The 18,363-nt window shown below is 56.4% G+C and carries 12 protein-coding genes and 3 pseudogenes; 7 read left to right on the top strand and 8 right to left on the bottom strand.

The window, feature by feature from the left end; translation table 11 throughout:
* Positions 1-4: 4 nt before the first annotated feature.
* The 5 genes and pseudogenes from SGP1_RS33860 to SGP1_RS14430 all read left to right on the top strand — a co-directional run.
* Positions 5-496 (top strand): annotated as a pseudogene (locus SGP1_RS33860) (enoyl-CoA hydratase-related protein); the annotation flags it as partial.
* Entirely contained in the window at positions 444-698 is a 255-nt protein-coding gene (locus SGP1_RS33855; protein ID WP_341532867.1) for an enoyl-CoA hydratase-related protein, read from the top strand. The pseudogene SGP1_RS33860 and the gene SGP1_RS33855, both read left to right, overlap by 53 nt.
* Entirely contained in the window at positions 698-1,123 is a 426-nt protein-coding gene (locus SGP1_RS35740; protein WP_041867041.1) for a hypothetical protein, read from the top strand. Before SGP1_RS33855 ends, SGP1_RS35740 begins: the two co-directional genes overlap by 1 nt.
* A gap of 45 nt (positions 1,124-1,168) precedes the next feature.
* Positions 1,169-2,122, top strand: a pseudogene (locus SGP1_RS27765) (hypothetical protein).
* A 121-nt stretch (positions 2,123-2,243) separates the two neighbouring features.
* Entirely contained in the window at positions 2,244-3,458 is a 1,215-nt protein-coding gene (locus SGP1_RS14430; RefSeq protein ID WP_011411408.1) for a nicotinamide mononucleotide deamidase-related protein YfaY, read from the top strand.
* Between the two features lie 153 nt (positions 3,459-3,611).
* Here the strand turns inward: SGP1_RS14430 and SGP1_RS14425 are convergent.
* The 8 genes and pseudogenes from SGP1_RS14425 to ubiG form a co-directional block, all read right to left on the bottom strand.
* Positions 3,612-4,995: pseudogene (locus tag SGP1_RS14425) on the bottom strand (MFS transporter).
* Positions 4,996-5,414: 419 nt separating this feature from the next.
* On the bottom strand, positions 5,415-5,747 hold the full coding sequence (locus SGP1_RS14420) for a hypothetical protein (RefSeq protein WP_041867040.1): 333 nt from the start codon (positions 5,745-5,747) through the stop codon (positions 5,415-5,417).
* A 9-nt stretch (positions 5,748-5,756) separates the two neighbouring features.
* On the bottom strand, positions 5,757-6,251 hold the full coding sequence (locus SGP1_RS14415; protein ID WP_011411407.1) for a hypothetical protein: 495 nt from the start codon (positions 6,249-6,251) through the stop codon (positions 5,757-5,759).
* Between the two features lie 119 nt (positions 6,252-6,370).
* The gene (locus tag SGP1_RS14410; RefSeq protein WP_041867039.1) at positions 6,371-6,793 is read right to left on the bottom strand and encodes a hypothetical protein; all 423 of its coding nucleotides are present in this window, start codon (positions 6,791-6,793) and stop codon (positions 6,371-6,373) included.
* Positions 6,794-7,442: 649 nt separating this feature from the next.
* A complete protein-coding gene (yfaE, locus tag SGP1_RS14405) occupies positions 7,443-7,703 on the bottom strand; it encodes a class I ribonucleotide reductase maintenance protein YfaE (protein ID WP_011411406.1) in 261 nt (86 codons plus the stop codon).
* A 1-nt stretch (position 7,704) separates the two neighbouring features.
* A complete protein-coding gene (gene nrdB / locus SGP1_RS14400; RefSeq protein ID WP_011411405.1) occupies positions 7,705-8,835 on the bottom strand; it encodes a class Ia ribonucleoside-diphosphate reductase subunit beta in 1,131 nt (376 codons plus the stop codon).
* A gap of 49 nt (positions 8,836-8,884) precedes the next feature.
* On the bottom strand, positions 8,885-11,167 hold the full coding sequence (gene nrdA / locus SGP1_RS14395) for a class 1a ribonucleoside-diphosphate reductase subunit alpha (protein WP_011411404.1): 2,283 nt from the start codon (positions 11,165-11,167) through the stop codon (positions 8,885-8,887).
* Between the two features lie 539 nt (positions 11,168-11,706).
* Positions 11,707-12,456 (bottom strand): bifunctional 2-polyprenyl-6-hydroxyphenol methylase/3-demethylubiquinol 3-O-methyltransferase UbiG, encoded by a 750-nt coding sequence (gene ubiG / locus SGP1_RS14390; protein WP_011411403.1) that lies wholly within the window; start codon positions 12,454-12,456, stop codon positions 11,707-11,709.
* 242 nt (positions 12,457-12,698) lie between these two features.
* Here ubiG and gyrA point away from each other — a divergent pair, with 242 nt between their 5' ends.
* Both gyrA and rcsC read left to right on the top strand, forming a co-directional pair.
* The gene (gyrA, locus tag SGP1_RS14385; RefSeq protein ID WP_011411402.1) at positions 12,699-15,359 is read left to right on the top strand and encodes a DNA topoisomerase (ATP-hydrolyzing) subunit A; all 2,661 of its coding nucleotides are present in this window, start codon (positions 12,699-12,701) and stop codon (positions 15,357-15,359) included.
* 113 nt (positions 15,360-15,472) lie between these two features.
* Entirely contained in the window at positions 15,473-18,349 is a 2,877-nt protein-coding gene (gene rcsC, locus SGP1_RS14380; protein WP_011411401.1) for a two-component system sensor histidine kinase RcsC, read from the top strand.
* The last annotated feature ends 14 nt before the right edge of the window (positions 18,350-18,363 follow it).

Here is an 18,363-nt window from a genome sequence, read left to right as displayed (position 1 = left end):
AGAAATGATACTGGCGTTGAGCGACGCCCGCTATGATGAGGGTATCGGCGTGATTATCCTCACCGGCAAGGGGGAAAAAGCCTTCTGCTCCGGCGGCGATCAAAAAGTCCGCGGCGATTACGGCGGTTATCAGAACGGCGGTGGCGTGCATCACCTGAATGTACTCGATTTTCAACGCCAGATCCGCACCTGTCCCAAGCCGGTCGTGGCGATGGTGGCCGGCTATGCCATCGGTGGCGGCCATGTGCTGCATCTGATGTGCGATTTGACCCTGGCGGCCGGTAATGCGGTATTCGGGCAGACCGGCCCGAAAGTCGGCTCGTTTGACGGCGGCTGGGGGGCGTCTTATATGGCGCGTATCGTCGGCCAGAAGAAAGCGCGGGAAATCTGGTTTTTGTGCCGTCAGTACAATGTGCAGCAGGCGCTGGAGATAGGGCTGGTAAATGCCGTGGTACCGCTGGCGCGTCTGGAAAGCGAAACCGTGCGGCTGGTGCCGGGAGATGCTGGCCAACAGTCCCATCACATTGCGTTGCTTGAAGGCGGCGCTCAACGCGGATTGCGACGGACAGGCCAGTTTGCAGGAGCTGGCGGGGAATGCGACTATGCTGTTTTACATGACGGACGAGGGGCAAGAAGGCCGCAACGCCTTTATCGAAAAGCGCCAGCCCGATTTCAGCCAATTTAAGCGTAATCCCTGATGTGCCGGGCATCGCTTTACTGCTACCGTCTGCCAATGCAGCCCGGCGTGGTGCTGGGAAATCAGCGCCTTGCCCGGCGCGGGGGGTGGGTGGTCGTGCTGGAAGCGTCGGGACGGCGCGGCGGCGCGAGATTGGCTGGCGCGCTGGCGAACTGCCGGCAGACGTTGGATCACGCCAGGCAACTTGGCTTGACGACGGTGATAAGCTCCGGGGTTGAATCGAGTCTGGCGCTGACCCAGCTTTCCCGTTTGGCGCATTGGCTAACGCCCGCGGTGACGCTGGGGCTGGATACCTTGTCGCTAATGCAGGCGCAATTGGTGCGGCCCTGGCCCGGCTGTGATTTACCTCTGTGGTCCTTGGTCGGAGTTGGAATTTGTCGAGACGATGCCATGAGCCAAGGTCTTGAGGGAGGAGGCAATGCCTGAGCTGATTGGCCCTGGTGTCAGTGGGCACAACAGAGTCCTGATGCGGTGGCTCTGCACGGGCCTCAGGGCGATGTGAGCTGGTGGCAGGTGGCCGTGCAGCGGCAGGCGGTGTGCTGGCGCCGCTGAATCCCCGTTTGCCGGCCGAATTGTTGGCGCGCTGGCTGCCGACGCTCGATCTGGCGTTTGGTTATAGCTGTGAAAAAACGGCCTGGCCGTCGGGCATCATGCCGCTCGACGTTGATCTGTCATTGCTGTCGCCGGCGCGGGCGCCGGTTGACGTTGACGCTTTAGCGTCCCCGGTAACGCTCTGGGATGCCCAGCGTCTGGCGCTGGCTGTGCGGGAAGGCAGGCTGCTGGAGCAGGTGCTAATGGGGTACAGTCATGCGTCATTGGTGTCGACGCAGTTATGGCGGCTGCTCGGTGGCTCCGTTGTTGGTGTGGCTACGGACTGACCGAATTTGCCTCAACCGTCTGCGCCGGGCGTGCGGACGGCTCGGCAGGGGTCGGATTGCCGCTGGCCGGGCGCAGTCTGGGGTTGGTACAAGGCGAGATCTGGCTGCGCGGGGCCAGCACGGCCGCAGATTACTGGCAACAGGGACAATTGCTGCCGCTTGATGAGGGCGATGGCTGGTTTTATACCCGCGACCGCGGCATGATGCTCGCCGGCCAATTGACCGTCGCCGGGCGGCTAGATAATCTTTTTTCTGCGGCGGCGAAGGAGTACAGCCCGAGGACATCGAACGCTTGCTTTCCGGCCACGACGGCGTCTGCCAGGCATTCATTGCGCCGGTGGCTGACCCGGAATACGGCCACCGGCCGGTGGCGGTGGTGGACGCCGACGTTACGCTGGCGGCGCTGCGTGCCTGGCTCGAACCCCAATTGTCCTCTTGGCAGCGCCCTGTGGCATGGTATGACCTGCCACCGGCGCTCAACCAGGGCGGCATAAAAATTCCGCGCGGGGCTATCCACGCCTGGCTGGCGCAGAACCGAGGAGCCTGAGCACGGCTACGCCCCTGTCTCCTTCTGGCAATTATCGCATTTCGTGAAAATCCCTCGAACAGGTGTTGTGTTTGTCGATGCCGCTTTTTAAAGTGGCACTACAGGATCACAGGAGAAGAGCATGCTTAGGGTAGAAATGCTGTGCACGGGCGATGAAGTCCTGCACGGTCAGATTGTCGACACCAACGCCGTCTGGCTGGCGAACTATCTGTTCGAGCAGGGGATGCCGATGTCATCGCGCATGACCGTCGGCGACAATCTGTCCGCGCTTGTGGCGGCGATGACCGAGCTCAGCCTGCGGGCGGATGTGTTGATTGTCAATGGCGGCCTGGGACCGACCAGCGACGATCTCAGCGTGCTGGCTGCCGTCACCGCCGCTGGCGATGAACTGGTGGAGCATGCGGAGTGGCTGGAGAAGATGACGGCTTATTTCGCCGAACGCGGCCGCGAGATGGCGCCCAGCAACCGGAAGCAGGCCCTCATTCCCGCTAGCGCCGAGCTGATTGATAATCCGGTGGGTACCGCTTGCGGGTTTGCGCTGCAGCTTAACCGCTGCTTGCTGTTTTTCACCCCTGGCGTGCCGTCGGAATTCAAGGTGATGGTGGAGCGTGAAATCGTGCCGCGCCTGCGCGAGCGGTTTGACTTACCGGATCCGCCGCTGTGTCTGAGGATGACGACCTTTGGCCGTGGTGAAAGCGATTTGGCCAATGAGCTGGACGGTCTGCCGCTGCCGGAAGACGTCGTGCTTGGCTACCGCTCCTCGATGCCGATTATCGAACTTAAACTGACCGGCCCGGCGCATGAACGCGAGGCGATGGAGCAGGTGTGGCAACAGATCCGTGCGGTGGCCGGCGACAGCCAGCTTTACGAAGGGACCGACGATATACCGGCCTGCCTGGCGCAGCTGCTGCCGCAGCGGGGGCTGACCCTGGCGCTGGCGGAGCAGTACACTGCCGGTATGGTCACCTGGCAGTGCCGGAGCGCCGGCGTGCCGGTGACGGGGGGCGAATGGTGGCCTGCCGATAAAGTGGGTGCCGCGCCGCTTGCCGATTTATCGGCGCTGGCGCAGCAGGCCGCGCAGCTGGCGCAGCGTCACGGCGCCTCGCTGGGGCTGGTGGTAGGCGAGTTAACGCAAGATCATTTCAGCGTGGCGCTGCATACGCCGGCGCAGGATTTTGCGCAAACCATCGTATTGCGCAACAATTTGGTGCGGCACCCGCTGCGCGCCCGTCAGGAAGTGGTTGCGCTGATGGCATTGACGATGCTGCAGCGCTGGCTGCAGGGGAGAGCGGTTTATGCTGAATATGGCTGGGTGCATCTCGTGGCCACGCTCTAAACCGCGCGTGGCGACGCCGCCGTCGTTTTCGCTGCTGGCCACAAATAAACAGGGGGCCGTCGCCAAGCGACGGCCCCTTTGTCATCTTGCCACGGCGGCTTGTTTTACCGCGGCGGCTTATCCCGCCAGAGCGGCTCCGCTTACCACGGTGGCTTAGCCTACCGCCGTAGCCGATGACGGCGCAAAATCTTCCGCATCCACATTGTAACCTGAAGGCTCCCAGCGCAGCGTTAAAAGCGCCAGCAGGCCCAGCAGCGGCGCCAGCGCAATCATCCAGAACACGCCGGTGCCGAGCAGCGCCGTCAGCACCGGGAACAGAAACAGCGACAGCGTCGAACTGGAGCGCATCAGCGTCTGGTTAAAGCCCACGCCTACGCCGCGCAGCGAGGTGGGGTAGCTCAGAGAAGCGAAGGGCATGCTGTGCGAGCCAGGGCAGATCCCTTGTCCGAACAGGAATAGCGCCAGCATGGCGATAGCCAGACCGGCCTGCATACTATCGTGGGGGCGGCCGATAAGCGCCAGCCCGATGAGCGACACTAATTGCAGGGCATAGCCCAGCACGGTCATGGGCCAGGCGCCAAAGCGGGGCACAAAACGCACCGCCAACAAACGCGAACAGGAGGTTCAGCGCCAGCGAGAACAGTATGGTGCTCAGCATGCACTGCTCCAGAAAGCTGCTGAGGATAAACGGCAGACCAAAGGCGACCGCATTATAGGCGAACGAAGAGGCGCCGATGGTGAATCGGGCGCGACCTCGGCATTAATACCGTAGGAATGGCGCAAGATTTTCGCCGCACCGGCCAGATCGCCCTGGTTGGCGGCCCAGACGGGCGATTCACTCATGTAGCGGCTGTGGATGGCAATAATCACCAGCGCCAGTACGGCGCCGGAACCGAGGATCAATCGCCATAGCTACGCGGTATGTCCTTTGGCAACACGCCGTACAGCAACAAGACCAGTAGATAGGAAACGCTGATCGCGGCATATCAGGTGGGACACCACATAGCAATGCTGGCGGTTTTGTTACCCCGTCCGCGCAGGCGGGAGAACTCCGCCAGAAACGCCATTGCCACCGGCAAATCGATGCCCACGCCCAGCCCATCACAAAACGCGCTGTGGTGAGCACGTATTCGTTGGGGGCAAAGGCGCAGGCCAGCGCCGCCAGCACGAAAAACAGCATGTCCGCCATAAATGCCCGATAGCGGCCGATTTTATCGGTCAGGTAACCGCCGAAAAATGCGCCGACGATAGCGCCAAAGGTGATGGCGGACGCCACCATACCGGTCGCGGCCGGGGTCAGGTTGAACTCCCGCGTGACACCCTTGATGCCAAACGCCAGCGCGCCGAGATCATAGGCATCGAGAAACACCCCGCCTAGCGCAATGGCAATAATAATCGAGGCATGGAAACAATTATCGGTGTGATGATTGACCAGGGCGGAAACATCGCTGGTGCTGCGTATGACATGCCGCTCGCCGGTGGCGCTATGGCCATCGGCCAACGTGGCGACATGCGCCTTACTGAAAAGTAGAGACATAGACGTCGAGGCTTAGGTAAAAATTTTACGGTAGCCAAGCATACCGATTGGAGCAGCGAAAACCAATTCCGTTACGGAATAAGTTACAACTAAAGGCATAATACGACGAGGGCCGGCCCTCTGCGCCGCGGTAAGAGGGGATTGCAGGAATACCGCCTGTCCATGGATTTCTCCCGCAAAACAGGCGGCATATCCGCAGGGTCCGGCGCCCAAAACGCTGGCAAGCGATGATCACGACATTCATCCGTGCACGTCACGAGACAATCAATGCCGCCTGGCACCATAGCAGGTAAAAAAGCTGGCCTGTACTTGCCAAAGGATCAATAAGATACAGGCGCCGATGTGTTTTCCTGCCGAGTCCGTTATCGTCTGAGCGATTACCTACCTGTTAACGGTTGATTTATTTTAATACTATTATTTTATCCGTTGGTCTGCGGCTGTGTAGGATTTTTCTTCATCTTGTTAGGCGTTGCGGCCGTCTGTTGTCTTTTTATTGACGTTTGATTCGATCGTCTATTGCGCGATAGGGAAGCCGGTTTTGAGGCTTGTTCAATAATTTCATTTGCCCTGGCCATTATAGCTGGCGCTTCTTTTATAATCGTGTTTGTCTTGGCGTCGTATTGTTTCATGTATTGCTCTTTATCTCTATTAGAGATTTTGATGAATTCGTCCTGCTCTGCTTTAACCTTTTCCTTAAACTCGCTTAACTTTGCGTCAAACTTTATTTCATCCTCCCTTCTGGCATTAGCCAATACAGCAGATTATTTTTTCAGGTATGCTAGTTCTTTTTTAATCTGAGCGTTGAGGTTGACAGACATCGGCGCGCTATTTGGTATCGAGTTGCCTGTGGTTTCAACTCTTAGAGATCCTGATAAAGGGTCCCCCGTCATAGGTGGCTTTTTTAGCTTTTTATTTCTCATATCTAAAAGAGTCAATTTGGGAAATTGATCAATGACTTTATCAGATAGTTCTTCAATCTGGTTATTATTCACTATTAATTTTTTGAGGGAAGACGGCAGGTTTTTCGGTAGCTGTTTAAGTGCATTCCCCACAATCACCAGTTTTTCCAATTTGGGTAATTTATCTGCAAGATCATCCAGGGCGTCATCTGAAAGATGGCTGTTGTTAGCAAAATGGAGAAACTTGAGAGTGGTAGGTAAGTTACAGGGCAAACGTTTCCTGTTACAGCCGATAACGGTCAGGGATTCCAGATTTTTAGCCCGAACCGCCAGGTAGTCAAGGTCGTCTTCTTTCAACGCCGTCGAAGAAACTACCTTAAGCGTTCTGAATTCAGGATGAAAGGTTTTTGGGAGGCATTTGATACCCTCCGCTGCAAATTCTTACAACGTCGCTGGAAGAGACGCATCAAATCGGCTTAGTGGATTACCCCTTGAGATAAGCCTTCTAAGTGGTGCGCATAGGGGAGATAAGGCGACAAGATTACAGTCTTCCAAAGTGAGCATATCGTTTTTTTTACCCGTGCAGAGATAATATCATCACGCGCTTGCGCTCTTTTTTCATTTTGACAATCTTCTGTTTCGTCACACCATATCTGTAAACGCTTTTCATAAACCTCGCTGGCTCCACAGAGGGTCATCGGCTCCTTGAAGCTTTCGGCCGTAGGAGGAAAAGGAGCTAAAAATAAATTATGGTGAGAAATCTTATCGCCGCCCACCTCCAGAGTATAAAACTTATGATAAATGGCTATTGATATGATAGTATTATTTTGATTATCGGTTATGGTAAACTGGCCATCTGCGCTATTTATAAAATGGTCTTTATAATTTCCTTTGGCCATGTTTTTTAATGCATAAAAATTTTGGCTGATTTACAATATTGTACTAGCGATAGGAGGATGGCAAGTATCATTTAATAACCGGATACAGTTTTTAGTTTCTCCCCCGAAGAAAAAATCCTTCACTCTTTCCCACAGCGTCATGACCAATGGTGATTTGTGCTTGTTTGCCGCATACTCTCGTATGCGATCTGTGCTGAGTGTGTTTGAAAAAAATTTATTGCCGATGACGAAAGACATTGTCCACTCCTGTGCAAAATTAAAGTCTAATGACATTATTCCTTATCGCCATATTTACTCACTTTCGTTGCTATGTTAATCCGGTATTTTATGTGTTCGTCCCAATAATAAAGCCCCCTGGGTGGATGAATGATTTTCTGACTATGGCGCTAATGTTTTTAAGAAGCCCCTGGGTCAGGGGCTTATGCAGGCAAGTATGTCGTAGTCTATTTTCGATGTGAAGCACACAGTTATCGCTTCAGGTCGCCGCTGCCGCCGTCTGGGATGACGGGGCATGCCTGTTGTGGAGGGCTGCCGTTGCCGCCATCCAGCGTGTATGAGAATGCCCGGCGTGCCGGTCACTTCCTATTGCCGGACGACGCAGGCTACAGTCTACTCTGAGTGTCGAGGGTCACAATTTACGTGTAGGGGATTACAACTTGAGCTCGATATCGTCGACCGGCAGGCAGCAGCAGGGCAAGATTTCCCCACGGCCGACAAAGGCCAGCGGCTCCTGGTGGTATTTCACCTCACCTGCTAGCAGACGCAGGCGACAGGCGCCGCAGTAGCCGGAGCGGCACTGGAATTCTACCGGTACCTGGTGCGCCTCCAGCGCGTCCAGCAACGAGCGATGTGCTTCGCTGCAGGAAAGCGCGGCACCGCACGGCCGCAGGTGAATGAGGGGCCGCGCCATGTTACAGCTGGAAGTCGCTAAGGTCGTCGCTGTTAACTTCGGCGTCAATCTGACCTACCAGATAGGAACTGACCTCCACCTCCTGCGGCGCCACCTGAACGTTATCCGACACCAGCCATGAGTTAATCCACGGAATAGGATTGGAGCGGGTGGCGAAAGGCAGATCAAGGCCGACCGACTGCATGCGGATATTGGTGATGTATTCCACATATTGGCACAGGATATCTTTGTTCAGGCCGATCATGGAGCCGTCGCGGAACAGATAGCTGGCCCATTCTTTCTCCTGCTGCGCCGCCAGCAAGAACAAATCATAGCTTTCCTGCTGACATTCGCGGGCGATCTCGGCCATTTCGGGATCATCTTCGCCGGAGCGCATCAGGTTCAGCATATGCTGGGTGCTGGTCAGATGCAGGGCTTCGTCACGGGCGATAAGGCGGATGATTTTGGCGTTACCTTCCATTAGCTCGCGCTCGGCGAAGGCGAAAGAGCAGGCAAAGCTGACGTAGAAGCGGATCGCCTCCAGAGCGTTGACGCTCATCAGGCAAAGATAAAGCTTTTTCTTCAGCTCGTGCAGGTTCACCACCACCGTTTTACCGTTGACCTGATGAGTGCCTTCGCCCAGCAGATGGTAATAGCTGGTCAGCTCGATAAGTCCGTCGTAATAGCCGGAGATATCCTTGGCGCGTTTCAGGATTTCCTCATTGGTGACGATGTCGTCGAACACCAGCGACGGATCGTTGACGATATTGCGGATGATATGGGTATAGGAGCGCGAGTGGATGGTTTCGGAAAACGCCCAGGTTTCCACCCAGGTTTCCAGCTCCGGTATCGAGATCAGCGGCAATAGCGCGACATTGGGGCTGCGGCCCTGGATGGAATCCAGCAGCGTCTGATATTTGAGATTACTGATAAAGATATGTTTTTCGTGCTCAGGCAGCGCCTGATAGTCGATGCGATCGCGCGACACATCAACCTCTTCCGGACGCCAGAAAAACGACAATTGTTTTTCAATCAGCTTTTCAAATATGTCGTATTTCTGCTGATCAAAACGCGCAACGTTGACTGACTGGCCGAAGAACATCGGCTCCAGCAGTTGGTCGTTTTTAACTTGTGAAAAGGTGGTATAGGCCATGGGTGCTCCCGTTACACGCGGACGGCATCGCTACCGCCCGCGTCCATGTTCAAATCTTGCAGGCGCCGCTTTCGCAATCGTCCTGCTGCGTCGACTGCATGTCTTCCTGCGCATCTTCCGCGCCGTCGCGGGTGTTCTGGTAATACAGGGTTTTCACCCCGAATTTGTACGCGGTCAGCAAATCTTTTAACAGCTGCTTCATCGGTACTTTACCGGCTGGGAAACGGGACGGATCGTAATTGGTGTTGGCGGAAATGGCCTGATCGACGAACTTCTGCATCACACCCACCAAATGCAGATAGCCGTCGTTGCTCGGCATTTCCCACAGCAGCTCATAGGCTTTCTGTAACGGGATAGATTCCGGCACTACCTGGCGCAAAATACCGTCTTTGGACGCTTTGATACTCACCAGGCCGCGCGGCGGTTCAAGGCCGTTGGTGGCGTTGGAAATCTGCGAAGACGTTTCCGAAGGCATCAGCGCCGACAGGGTAGAGTTACGCAAGCCGTGCTGCTTGATATCCGCGCGCAGCGCTTCCCAATCGTAATGCAGGGGTTCGCTAACGATGCCGTCGAGATCCTTTTTATAGGTATCGACGGGCAAAATACCCTGTGCATAGGTGGTCTCATTAAACCACGGGCAGGCACCGCGCTCACGGGCCAAATCGTTGGACGCCTTCAATAGATAATATTGAATGGCTTCAAACGTGCGGTGGGTCAGATTGTTGGCGCTGCCGTCGGAGTAGCGTACGCCATGTTTGGCCAGATAGTACGCGAAGTTGATCACGCCGACGCCGAGCGTGCGGCGGCCCATGGCGCCGCGTTTGGCGGCCGGGATCGGATAGTCCTGGTAGTCGAGCAACGCATCAAGCGCGCGCACCGCAAGCGTCGCCAGCTCGCCCAGATCGTCAAGGCTGTCGATAGCCCCAAGGTTAAAGGCCGACAGGGTACACAGGGCGATTTCACCGCTGTCGTCGTTGACATCCTCCAACGGCTTGGTGGGCAGGGCGATTTCCAGGCACAGGTTGGACTGGCGAATCGGCGCCACCGCGGCGTCGAACGGGCTGTGAGTGTTGCAATGATCGACGTTTTGCACATAGATGCGGCCGGTGGAAGCGCGCTCCTGCATCATCAGCGAGAACAGCGCCACCGCCTTGATGCGGCGCTGGCGTATGCTGCTGTCCTGCTCATACAGGGTGTACAGCCGCTCGAATTCATCCTGATCGGCAAAGAAGGCGTCATACAGCCCCGGCACGTCGGAGGGGCTGAGCAGCGTGATGTACTCGCCTTTGACCAGACGCTGATACATCAGTTTGTTAAGCTGCACGCCGTAATCCATATGCCGCACCCGGTTGGCTTCCACGCCGCGGTTGTTTTTCAGCACCAGCAGGCTTTCGACCTCCAGATGCCACATGGGATAGAACAGCGTGGCCGCGCCGCCGCGCACGCCGCCCTGGGAGCAGGATTTGACCGCGGTCTGGAAATGTTTATAAAACGGAATACAGCCGGTATGGAAAGCTTCGCCGCCGCGAATCGGGCTCCCCAACGCGCGGATGCGGCCGGCATTGATGCCTATCCCGGCGCGCTGGGACACATATTTCACAATCGCGCTGGAGGTGGCGTTAATGGAGTCGAGGCTGTCGCCGCATTCGATGAGCACGCAGGAGCTAAACTGACGGGTCGGGGTGCGTACGCCGGACATAATCGGCGTCGGCAGTGATATCTTGAACGTCGAAACGGCGTTATAGAACCGCTTGACGTAATCCAGACGGGTCGTGCGCGGATAGCCGGAGAACAGGCAGGCCGCGACCAGCATATACAGAAACTGGGCGCTCTCATAGATTTCTCCGGTCACCCGGTTTTGCGCCAGATACTTGCCTTCCAGCTGTTTGACGGCGGCGTAGGAGAAATTCATATCGCGCCAATGATCGATAAAGCTGTCCATCTGCTCGAATTCTTCGGCGCTGTAGTCGGTCAGCAAATGTTTATCGTATTTGCCCATGGTGACCAGCCGCGACACATGATCGTAGAGTTTTGGCGGCTCAAACTGGCCATAGGCTTTTTTGCGCAAATGAAACACCGCCAGCCGGGCGGCGAGATACTGGTAGTCGGGCGCCTCGCGTGAAATCAAATCCGCCGCGGCTTTGATAATGGTTTCATGAATGTCGGCAGTTTTGATGCCGTCGTAGAACTGAATATGGGAGCGTAATTCCACTTGGGAAACGGAAACGTTTTCCAACCCTTCGGCCGCCCAGTCGATGACCCGGTGGATTTTATCAAGGTTAATGGTTTCTTTACGTCCATCGCGCTTTGTGACGAGCAGACTCTGGTTCATGCGGCAGTATACCTGTCTGAATGACCCGCAACCGCCCTCGCTGGCGCGCAGGCAAATAGTGCCTTGCCAGAGGACAAATCACTATATATGGGGTCTTTTTGTTAGTTTGGTAACAAGATAGTGATAAAGCTTGCGCAATGCAAGTGAGTAACTTGCTTATTTTGTGGATAACGTTGGGGAGAAACGGTCATCAAGTGGGTAAGCCGCTATTGTGCCTGTGCTTCGCGCTTGTCAATTGCGGGGGATAAAAATTTCTAGAATAATGTGGTCGTTGCTTAATTGAACGCTAACCGCGATGGCTGCCAGAAGGGGACGGAATCGCTGGACGCACTAGCAGGGGAAAAGGCGGGGTGACATTACTGGACCGGCAGGCAGGAGAAAGGCAGGGCGAGAAGACGGTCGTTCTTTGGCAGGAGGGGATAGCGGCCGCCGTAGCAAGCGGGAGAGAGGATAATCATGCGCCGGCGGCGGCAAGGGCAGCCAAAACGGCGATCGCGCCGGTAGCCCTTGCCGTTAATTGTCTCAGGCGGCGGGGCGCCTTACGCCTGGCGCCGCGTGTGCAGCATATAATTGACATCAACGTTGCCGCCGAGATAGAAACGATCCCGCAACGGATTGTAATGCAGTCCGATAATGTGCTGCTCGCGCAGGGGGGTATCATCCACCCAACCCAGCAGTTCGGCGGGCTTAATGAATTTGGTAATATCGTGGGTCCCCCGCGGCACCATACGCAGCACATATTCAGCACCGACGATAGCCATCAGCCAGGCCTTGGGATTGCGGTTTAACGTTGAGAAAAACACCTCCCCACCGGGTTTCACCAAGCGGGCGCAGGCCCGGACAATCGACGCCGGATCTGGCACATGCTCCAGCATTTCCATACAGGTCACGACATCATAGGCGCCAGGATGCGCCTCGGCGTGTTCTTCAACCGTCTGCTGGTGATACGCCAGCATCACGCCGCTCTCAAGTGCGTGCAGGCGAGCGACCGCCAGCGGCTCGGCGCCCATATCTAACCCGGTGACCTTGGCCCCTTCCCGTGCCATGCTTTCCGCCAAAATGCCGCCTCCGCAGCCCACGTCCAGCACGTTTTTGCCAAACAGCCCGCCGGAGCGTTCGAGAATATAATCCAGGCGCAGCGGATTGATGTGGTGCAGCGGTTTGAACTCTCCTTCGAGATCCCACCAGCGGGCGGCGACGGCGTCAAATTTGGCGATTTCGTTCGGATCGACGTTTTCCTGACGATGCGCAGCCGGCTGGCTCGCTTCATTGCTCACTTCAGGGATCATGTAACAGCTCCTTATCCATTTATCGGCTAAGTATACGCGCAACCGGACCGTCCGGCAGCCTGTTTGCCCGGAAAAGCGGGCATTTTCGGCGTGCCGTCGCGGTTGGGGCGCGCTTGCCGCGACATGAGATGGTTCCGCTACGCCTTTCAACGGTGACGGTGCCCTTTTACAGAAAAAAGATGGTATACTTTGACACCTTTAAATCCGGGTAGAAGCTTCATTAGTAGAGGGATAGCGGCTCCATGAGCGACCTTGCCAGAGAAATTACACCGGTCAATATCGAAGAAGAGCTGAAACGTTCTTATCTGGATTACGCCATGTCCGTCATCGTCGGACGTGCGTTGCCGGATGTGCGTGACGGGCTCAAGCCCGTGCACCGTCGTGTGCTGTTCGCAATGAGCGTGCTCGGTAATGACTGGAATAAACCTTATAAAAAATCGGCGCGCGTTGTCGGCGACGTCATCGGTAAGTATCACCCCCACGGGGATACCGCCGTCTACGACACCATCGTGCGTATGGCACAGCCGTTCTCGCTGCGTTACATGCTGGTGGATGGCCAGGGCAACTTCGGTTCGGTTGACGGCGACTCCGCCGCGGCGATGCGTTATACCGAAGTGCGCATGGCCAAAATCGCCCACGAATTACTAGCGGATCTGGAAAAAGAGACCGTCGATTACGTGCCCAACTATGACGGCACCGAGCAAATCCCCGATGTCATGCCCACCAGGATCCCGAATCTGTTGGTCAACGGCTCTTCCGGCATCGCGGTGGGAATGGCCACCAATATACCGCCCCACAACCTCGCAGAAATCATTGACGGCTGTTTGGCCTATATCGACGATGAGAACATCAGCGTCGAAGGCTTAATGGAACACATCCCCGGGCCCGATTTCCCGACCGCCGCCATCATTAATGGCCGGCGCGGCATAGAAGAGGCCTACCGCACCGGGCGCGGCAAAATCTACATCCGTGCGCGCGCCGAGGTGGAAACGGACGGCAAGTCCGGCCGGGAAACCATCATCGTGCATGAAATTCCCTATCAGGTGAATAAAGCGCGTCTGATTGAGAAAATCGCCGAGCTGGTAAAGGAAAAGCGCGTCGAAGGTATCAGCGGTCTGCGCGATGAGTCCGACAAGGACGGCATGCGGATCGTCATTGAAATCAAACGCGACGCGGTGGGAGAGGTGGTGCTCAACAACCTCTACTCCCTGACCCAGCTGCAGGTGTCGTTTGGTATCAATATGGTGGCGCTGCATCAGGGGCAGCCGAAGATCCTGCCGCTGAAGGATATTTTATCCGCTTTCGTGCGCCACCGCCGTGAAGTGGTGACCCGCCGCACGATTTTTGAATTACGCAAAGCCCGCGAGCGCGCGCATATTCTGGAAGCGCTTGCGGTGGCGCTGGCGAATATCGACCCGATCATTGAGCTGATTCGCCAGGAGCCGACGCCGGCGGAAGCGAAGGCCGCCCTGGTTGCGCGCTCATGGGCGCTGGGCACCGTCTCCGCTATGTTGGACCGCGCCGGCGACGACGCTGCACGTCCGGAATGGCTGGAGCCGGAATACGGCATTCGCGACGGGCAATATTACCTGACCGAGCAGCAGGCCCAGGCGATTCTGGATTTGCGCCTGCAAAAACTGACCGGCCTGGAGCATGAAAAACTGCTGGATGAATATAAGGAGCTGCTGACCCAGATAGCTGAACTTATCCGTATCCTGCAGAACCCTGACTGCTTGATGGAGGTGATCCGCGAAGAGCTGGTGGCCATCAAAGAGCAGTATAACGACCCGCGCCGCACCGAGATTACCGCCAATACGTCGGATATCAATATCGAAGACCTGATCAATCAGGAAGATGTTGTCGTCACACTGTCCCATCAGGGTTACGTGAAGTATCAGCCGTTGACGGACTATGAGGCGCAGCGCCGCGGCGGTAAAGGGAAGTCGGCGGCCAGCATCAAGGAAGAGGACTTTATCGACCGGCTGCTGGTGGCGAATACCCACGACACTATTTTGCTGTTCTCCAGCCGGGGACGGATGTACTGGATGAAGGTTTATCAACTGCCGGAAGCCAGCCGCGGCGCCCGTGGGCGGCCGATAGTCAATCTGTTGCCGCTGGAGTCCAACGAACGTATCACCGCTATCTTGCCGGTGCGTGAGTATGAAGAAGGACGACACGTCTTCATGGCGACTGCCAGCGGCACCGTGAAGAAGACCTCCCTCATCGAGTTCAGCCGTCCGCGCAGCGCCGGTATCATTGCCGTCAATCTTAACGATGGCGATGAGCTGATTGGCGTGGATCTGACCGACGGAAGCAACGAAGTCATGTTGTTCTCCGCCTACGGTAAGGTGGTGCGCTTCCCGGAAAACCAGGTGCGCAGCATGGGGCGGACCGCGACCGGCGTGCGCGGTATCAATCTGGCCGAAGGCGACCGGGTGGTGTCTCTCATCGTGCCGCGCGGCGAGGGGCCGATATTGACGGTGACGCAGCATGGCTACGGCAAGCGTACCGCGCAGGCGGAATATCCGACCAAGTCCCGCGCCACCCAGGGCGTTATCTCCATCAAGGTGAGCGAACGCAATGGTGAAGTGGTCGGCGCGGTACAGGTGGATGATTGCGATCAGATCATGATGATAACGGACGCTGGTACGCTGGTGCGTACGCGGGTCTCCGAGGTAAGCATCGTGGGCCGCAACACCCAGGGCGTGACGCTCATTCGCACCGCTCAGGACGAACACGTGGTGGGTCTGCAGTGTGTCGCCGAACAGGTCGATGACGACGATCTGGATTCGGTGGTGAGCCCTGACGCGCTCGCGGATGACAGCCTTGTGGATGCTGATGACGCCGATGAGGCGGATAATGGCGTCGAGGGTGACGATGATGTCGACGGTGAACGTGAATAATCGCCACGGTTGGCGTCGCGCCGGCGAGTAACAACGGTAACCAAAAAGAGCCAGCGCGGTTGCGCTGGCTCTTTTTAATTTCGGCTGATTTTCTCTTATCGAACGGTACGGGTTTGAAATATTTCACTTCGTTTCGCACCACGGTCAAAATATCCCGCTACCTGTTCAGGACGTTGGCACTCATGCTGTGGGCGCTCGGCGCGCTGTTATCCTTTCTATGTTTCTTCAGTCTGCTGCACCAGCGGGAAGCCGTGCTGCGTCAGGAGTACGACAATAGCTACGAACAGGCGCAAAATTATATCCGTCACTCGGCGGACATCACGCGTCAGCTGAAATACATGGCGGAAAACCGGTTAACCGGCAGCTTGAGCGGGCTGTATAGGCTGGACGGCAACGCCTCCGGCGCCAAATTGACCCAACCGCGCTACAGCACACTGATTCCCAACGGCGATTGTGCCAAAGAAACGCCGAGCTTTCATGCCGCGGTCAACGCATTGACCTATTTTCTCAGCTATTGGAAAGATAATTTTTCCGACGCTTACGATCTTAACCGGGTGTTTTACATCGGGGGAGAAAGCCTGTGCCTGGCGGATTTCAGTATGCGCAGCGTAGAGAACGGCGACGATGCCGCGCCCAAAAGTCTGGTGCGCCAGGTTATCAAATTCCGTAACGTGCTCCTTACCGACCGGCAAGGCACCCAATATTGGGTTACCCCCGGCAACCGGCACGACAGCGGCAATTACTACGTCCTTATTCCCCTTTACAGCGGCAATAAGCTGGAGGCCCTGATTGGCATTGAGCAAACAATACGGCTGGAGGATTTTGCCAGTGCCAGCAATTTGCCGCTTGGCCTGACCCTGCTCGATCAGAACAACCTGCCGTTACTGAGTTTGACCAGCGGCGAGCGCGGCGCGGCGGCGCTCAGCACGTTTCCCTCGCAGCCGGCCTTTTTTGGTTACAACCACGGCTTTACCAATCTGGTCATGAAAAAAGCGCTGTCCCAGACCGCGCTCAGCATGGCGTTCTCGCTGCCGCGCAGCGCGGTGATAGACAATCTCAACATGCTGCTGTTCAAACTGGGGCTGCTGAATCTGTTTTCCGCGGCGGCGCTGATGTACCTGACCTGGCTGTTTGAGCGCAGGATGCTGGCGCCGGCGGAAAAGAACGTGTTCCAATTGGAAGAAAACGAGCAGTTTAACCGCAAAATTGTCGCCTCGGCGCCGGTGGGAATTTCCATTCTGCGCATCAGCGATGGCACCAACTTGATAAGTAATGAGCTCGCACATAATTATTTGAGCATGCTCACCCATGAAGATCGTCAGCGTATTACCCATATCATCTGCGGGCAGCAGGTCAATTTCGTCGATGTCATCACTAGTAATAACACCAACCTGCAAATCAGCTTCGTCCATTCCCGGTATCGCAATCAGAACGTTGCCATTTGCGTGTTGGTAGATGTCAGCGCCCGGGTGCGCATGGAGGAGTCGTTACAGGATATGGCGGCGGTCGCCGAGCAGGCGAACCAGGCCAAGTCGATGTTCCTGGCGACCGTCAGCCACGAATTGCGTACACCGCTTTACGGCATTATCGGCAACCTGGATTTGTTGAAAACCAAGGCGTTGCCGGACGGCGTCGATCGGCTGGTCATGGCAATGAGTAACTCCTCGGCGCTGTTGTTGAATATCATCAGCGACATTCTCGATTTCTCGAAAATCGAATCGGAACAGCTAAAAATTGAACCGAAGGAATACTCCCCGCGCGAAACGGTGAGCTATATCGTCGGCAGTTACCTGTCGCTGGTGGTGAAAAAACGCCTGGGGCTGTATTGCTTTATCGACCCGGATGTACCGGACAGCCTGCGCGGCGATCCGGTGCGTTTGCAGCAGGTGCTTTCCAATTTGCTCAATAATGCGATCAAGTTTACCCGCAGCGGCAATATCGTCGTGACGGTGTATTGCCGCGACGGCTACTTGCTATTTAGCGTACGGGATACCGGCGTCGGCATGCAGACACGGGAAGTCATGCAGCTCTTTGATCCATTTGTACAGTTGGGCGAGGGTGGTCAGCGTCCGATCCAGGGCACCGGGCTGGGGCTGGCGATTTGTGAAAAACTGGTCAATTTGATGGACGGCGATATCGCCGTGGAATCCGAACGCGGACTCGGCAGCCGTTTCACCATCCGTCTGCCGCTTTATCAGGCGGTTACCCGGCCGATGGAAAAACAGGATGCCGCCGGTAACACCTGCTGGCTGGCGGTGCGCAACAGCGCCATGGGGCGCTATCTACAATTGTTGCTGCGCTATCACGGTCTGACGGTGCTGGACTATAACGACGAGGCCTTGAGCTTCAACGACATGTTTATCTGCGATGATCCACAGCAGCCGGAAGGCAGGGCGCGCGCCACGATTTGCTTCTCGAACGAGCATATAGGACCGGCGGAGGAAATCCGTCCCGGTTATTGGCACCTAAGCCCGGCATTTGCGGGGGATCTGCCGTTGTTGCTCAACTACCTTTATCGCCATGACCAGGCAACATGGTCCGCGCTGCCTGCGCCGCCGGTGATGATGCCCGCAAGCGTTGCCAACGAGGATATATTGATTCTGGTCGTCGATGACCACCCGATCAATCGCCGGCTGTTGGCCGATCAGTTGGGCTCGCTGGGATACCAGGTTATTACCGCCAACGACGGGCTGGATGCGTTGAATGTAATAAGCCGTCAGGCGGTGGACATTATTCTGAGTGACGTCAATATGCCCAATATGGATGGTTATCAGTTTGCCCACGCGCTGCGAACGCAAGGCAGGTTAACGCCCGTCATCGGCGTCACCGCCAATGCGCTAGCGGAAGAAAAGCAGCGCTGTCTCGATGCGGGTATGGACAATTGCTTGTCAAAACCGGTGACGCTTGAGGTTCTTCAGCCGGTGCTTGCGGCCTACGGTCGAAAAGTACGGCAGGCGCGAAAAGAGGCTGACCTGGGTAACCAACAATAACGTGCGGCGCGCTG

The sequence above is a fragment of the Sodalis glossinidius str. 'morsitans' genome (assembly GCF_000010085.1).
In the GTDB taxonomy this organism is placed as follows: Bacteria; Pseudomonadota; Gammaproteobacteria; order Enterobacterales; family Enterobacteriaceae; genus Sodalis; species Sodalis glossinidius.
This window is presented reverse-complemented; position numbering and strand designations above follow the sequence as displayed.